A 4,865-nucleotide genomic window follows, 5' to 3' on the forward strand; every position below is an offset into this window, starting at 1 on the left:
TCGCGCTCGGCGGCGACAGCATCCTGTCGCTCCAGGTCGTCTCCCGCGCACGGCAGCGCGGCATCGGTTTCGGGCTGCGCGACCTGTACCGGCACCAGACCTTGCGCGCCCTTGTTGAAGCCGCGTCGAGCGGTCACGCCGACGAAGGACGGCCGGCGGCACCGGCACCCTTCGCCCTGCTCTCGCCGGCCGACCGCGCCAACTTGCCGGACGACGCGGCCGATGCGTTTCCGATGTCCCGGATGCAGGCCGGCATGCTGTTCCACGCGGAACTCGACGCCGGGTCCACGATCTTCCACGACATCTTCAGCTACCGCCTGGAACTGCCCTGGCGGGGCGCCGCCGCCTGGACGCAGGCATTGCGGGCGCTCAGCGCCGCCAGTCCGCCGCTCAGGACCAGCCTGCACTGGGGCGGCTTCGCCGAGGCGATGCAGGTCGTCCATATCGGCGCGACCGTACCGCTGGAAATCGACGACCTGCGGTCTTTACCGGGTAAACGGCGGGACGAAGCGATCGCCGCCTTTCTGGCGGCGGAGAAGTCCAACGGCTTTTCCCTTGTGACCGCGCCGCTGTTCCGCGTCCACCTCCACCGCCTGGAGGACGAGATCGTCCAGGTGACGATCAGCTTCCATCACGCCATCCTCGACGGGTGGAGCGTGGCGACCCTGCTGACCCGCCTGATCGGCACCTATCTCGGACGTCGGGTCGATCTCGGCGACGGCAATACCTCGGTCCCGGCCTGCTTCATCGCTCTGGAGCGGGCGGCGGTCGCCGATGCCGGAATGCGCGGGTTCTGGGCCAGCCGGGTCACGGGCTTGGACGTGACGCGGCTGCCCAGGCTTGGCATCAAGCAACCTGACGATGTACGAACCGGCAAGGTCAGCCGCCATCTCGTCAGCTTGCCGGAAGGTCTTTCCGCAAGGCTGGCCGCATCGGCCGACCGCCTGGGCGCTCCGATCAAGAGCCTGGCGCTCGCCTCGCACCTGAGGGTGCTGGCTTTCGCCAGCGGGCGCAACGATGTCGTCACCGGTTACGTGACCCATGGCCGTCCGGAGCTGGACGGCGCGTCTGAAGTCGCCGGCCTGTTCCTGAATACAGTACCGCTGCGGCTCGACCTTCCCCACGGAACCTGGCGCGACATGGTCGCCGCACTGGTCCGCGAGGAGGGCGAGGTCCTGACCAACCGCCGACTTCCGGTCGCCGAGATCAAGCGGCTGGCGGGCGGAGCCGACCTCTACGAGGCCGGGTTCAACTTCATCCACTTCCACGTCTATGCCGGCATCCTGGGGATGCCGGAGCTGCGCGTCCTCGACATCCATGTCTTCGAGGAAACCGACTTCCCATTTCTGGCGCAGTTCGCCCGCCATCCTACCAGCGGCGAGTTGGAACTGACGCTGATCTACGACCACACGCAATTCGGCGCTGGGCAGATCGAGGCCCTGGGTCGCAATTATGACGCCGTGCTCGAAGCCCTGGCGGATACGCCGGACAATCCCATCGCCTCGCTCGATCTGCTGACCCCGGCCGAGCGCGACTGGCTGGTCCGTGACGTCAACGCCGGCGCCCCGGTGCGTCAGACCGGCACGCTGGTCGAGTGGTTCGAGGCTGCCGCTTCCGCCCATCCGGCGCGGATCGCGCTGAGCGACGGCGCCGATACAGTGACCTATGGTGACCTCGACGCCCGGTCCAACCGGCTGGCCCGTCGGCTGCGGCAACTCGGCGTCGGTGCCGAGACGCCGGTCGGCCTGTGCCTGGAGCGCGGCGTCGGGCTGATCGTCAGCGTGCTCGCCATCCTCAAGGCCGGCGGCTGCTACATCCCGCTCGATCCGGCCTATCCGGCCGACCGCCTGTCCTGGCTGGCCGAGGACGGCGGACTGGCCCTGGTGCTGACCCACGCCCCGGCGCGTCCCGCCCTGGCGGCGGCGCTGGGCGACAGCCCGCTGCCTGTGGTCGATCTGGCCGAAGCGGAAGCGGCGGCTGCCGCCGAACCCGCCGGCCCGCTCGGGCTGGCGCTGTCGCCCGAACAGTCGGCCTACGTCATCTATACCTCGGGCTCGACCGGCCGGCCCAAGGGCTGCGTCGTCAGCCACCGCAACGTCACCCGCTTGATGGCGGCGACCGAGACCAGCTTCGGCTTCGATGAGACCGACGTCTGGACGCTGTTCCATTCCTACGCCTTCGATTTCTCGGTCTGGGAGATCTGGGGCGCCTTGCTGTTCGGCGGTCGTCTGGTCGTGGTGCCCTACTGGGTCAGCCGCTCGCCCGAGGCCTTCGCAGAGTTGCTGGAACACGAGCGCGTCACCGTGCTCAACCAGACGCCCTCGGCGTTCCGCCAGCTGATCCCGTTCACATCGGGGCGAACATTGGCGCTGCGCCATGTCGTGTTCGGCGGCGAGGCGCTCGAGCCGGCCAGTCTGGCGCCGTGGTACGCCGCCCATGGCGACGCCGCCGTGCTGGTCAACATGTACGGCATCACCGAGACGACGGTGCATGTCACCTACCGCGCGCTGACCGAAGGCGACGCCGTCGGTGGACGCGGCAGCGAGATCGGCCGGCCGCTGGCCGACCTTCAGGTCCACCTGCTCGACGGCCAGCTGGAGCCGGTGCCGGCCGGGGTGGTCGGCGAGATCTTCGTCGGCGGCGGCGGGGTGGCGCGCGGCTACCGCAACCGTCCCGACCTGACGGCGGAGCGCTTCGTGCCCGATCCCTTCGGTCCCGCCGGGTCGCGGCTCTACCGCTCGGGCGATCTGGCGCGGCGGCTGGCCGACGGCAACTTGGAGTACCTGGGCCGGGCCGACCAGCAGGTCAAGGTGCGCGGTTTCCGGATCGAGCCGGGCGAGATCGAGGCGGCGCTGGCGCGCCAGCCCGGCGTTCGCGAGGCTCTGGTGCTGGCGCTGCCTGGCCCGGCCGGCGACCTCCGGCTGGTCGCCTATGTCGCGACCGGCGACGGCACCGGCGACGTGACGGCGTGGCGCCGCTCGCTCGGCGCCGTGCTGCCCGACTACATGGTGCCGGCGGCCTTCGTCGTGCTCGATGCCCTGCCGCTGACCCATCACGGCAAGATCGACCGCAAGGCCCTGCCCGCCATCGAGATGGCGATTGGCCGTCCCGACTACCTGCCGCCGCAGTCGCCGATCGAGATCGCACTGGCCGGCCTGGCGACCGAGGTGCTGGGCGTGCCGGAGATAGGGGTGCGCGACGATTTCTTCGCGCTCGGCGGCGACAGCATCCAGGCGACCCGCTTCGTCACGATGGTCCGTCAGAAGCTGGGCGCGACCCTGGCGCTCCGCACCCTGTTCGAGCATTCCAGCATTGCGGCGCTGGCGATCTACCTGGACGAGGCGAAGGCATCGGCCACCCCGGCTCCCGTCGTCCCGATCCGTGCGGCGCGGCGTACCGCCACCCGAGTAGCAGTCGGCGCCGACGGTACGATCGTCGCCAGCGGCGGCGGGTGGACCGACCGATGACTTCGGACGCTTCGCAGGACGTCTTCCTTTTTCCGCTGTCGCCCGCTCAGCGGCGGCTGTGGGTCCTCCATCAGCTCGATCCCGCCGATCCGGCCTACCATGTCCCGCTGGCGCTCCGGCTGATCGGCGCGCTGGACGTGGGCGCGCTGGAAGCGGCGCTGCGCGGCCTTGTCGAACGCCACGAGATCCTGCGCACCACCTTCGCGGTCCAGGATGACGAGCCCTGCCAGCTGGTCCACCCCGCCGGAACCCTGACCCTCGCGGTCGAGGACATCGCCGGTCCCGCCGCCCTCGACGACCGGATGCGAGCGGAAGCGGCCAAACCCTTCGACCTGACGCGCGGTCCGGTCATCCGCGCCGTCCTGTTCCGTCTGGCACCCGATCACCACGTCCTGCTGGCGACGCTCCATCACATCGCGTGCGACGGCTGGTCGCTCGGCGTGATGGTACGGGAATTGGCCGCCCTCTATGCAGGCGCCGGCGACGCCCTCGGCGAGGTGACGCTGCACTACGCCGATTATGTCGAGTGGCAGGGCACGGGAATGAGCGACGAGGTGCTGGCGCCCCAGATCGCCCACTGGAAAACCGAACTCACCGGAGCCCCGACCGTCCTGGAACTGCCGGCGGACCGTCCCCAGTCGCCCGTCCCCGCTGGGACCGGCGGCACTGTGCGCCGGCATCTGCCGGCTGCCCTGTCAGACCGCCTGAACAAGACGGCCTCGCGACAGGGCGCCACGCCGTTCATGGTGGCTCTGGCATCCTGGGCGGTGTTGCTGAACCGCTTGACGGGGGCCGAAGACCTGCTGATCGGCACCCCGGTCGCCAACCGCCACCATGGGGGTTTCGAGGATGTCGTCGGCTTCTTCGTCAATACGCTGGCGATCCGCTGCCGGCTCGATGGCAACCCGACCGTCGCCGGGCTGATCGGCCGCATCCGGCGCAGCGCCGTCGATGCCTATGCCAACCAGGACCTCCCGTTCGAGCGGCTGGTCGAGCTTGCCGGCGTCGGACGCGATTCCGGCCGCTCGCCGCTGATCCAGACGATGCTGGCTGTTCAGAACACCCCCTTGGGCCGGATCGCCCTTCCCGGCCTGGATGTCGAGGTGATCCGCCCCGACACCGGCTCCGCCAAGCTGGACCTGACGCTGATCCTGGAACCCGACGGCGATACGCTGCTGGCTAGCCTGGAATACGCCGCCGACCGGTTCCAGCGTTCCACCGCCGAACGGATGCTGGATCGCTGGTTCCACCTGCTGGACCGCATGGTCGGGACTCCGGACGCCCGGTTGTCCACGCTGGATATCCTGGCCCCGTCCGAACGCGACTGGCTGGTCCGGGAGGTCAACGCGGGCGCCCCGGTGCGTCAGACCGGTACGCTGGTCGAGTGGTTCGAGACCG

At 69.8% G+C, this 4,865-nt stretch carries 2 protein-coding genes; both read left to right on the top strand.

Annotated elements, in window-relative coordinates:
- Positions 1-3,467: non-ribosomal peptide synthetase (locus tag N826_RS38400; RefSeq protein ID WP_157599436.1), on the top strand; the 3,467-nt coding region annotated here is incomplete at its 5' end.
- A partial coding sequence (locus N826_RS38405) for a condensation domain-containing protein (protein WP_247870482.1) occupies positions 3,464-4,865 on the top strand: 1,402 nt, incomplete at its 3' end. The genes N826_RS38400 and N826_RS38405, both read left to right, overlap by 4 nt.

The sequence above is a fragment of the Skermanella aerolata KACC 11604 genome (assembly GCF_000936425.1).
GTDB classification, from domain to species: domain Bacteria; phylum Pseudomonadota; class Alphaproteobacteria; order Azospirillales; family Azospirillaceae; genus Skermanella; species Skermanella aerolata.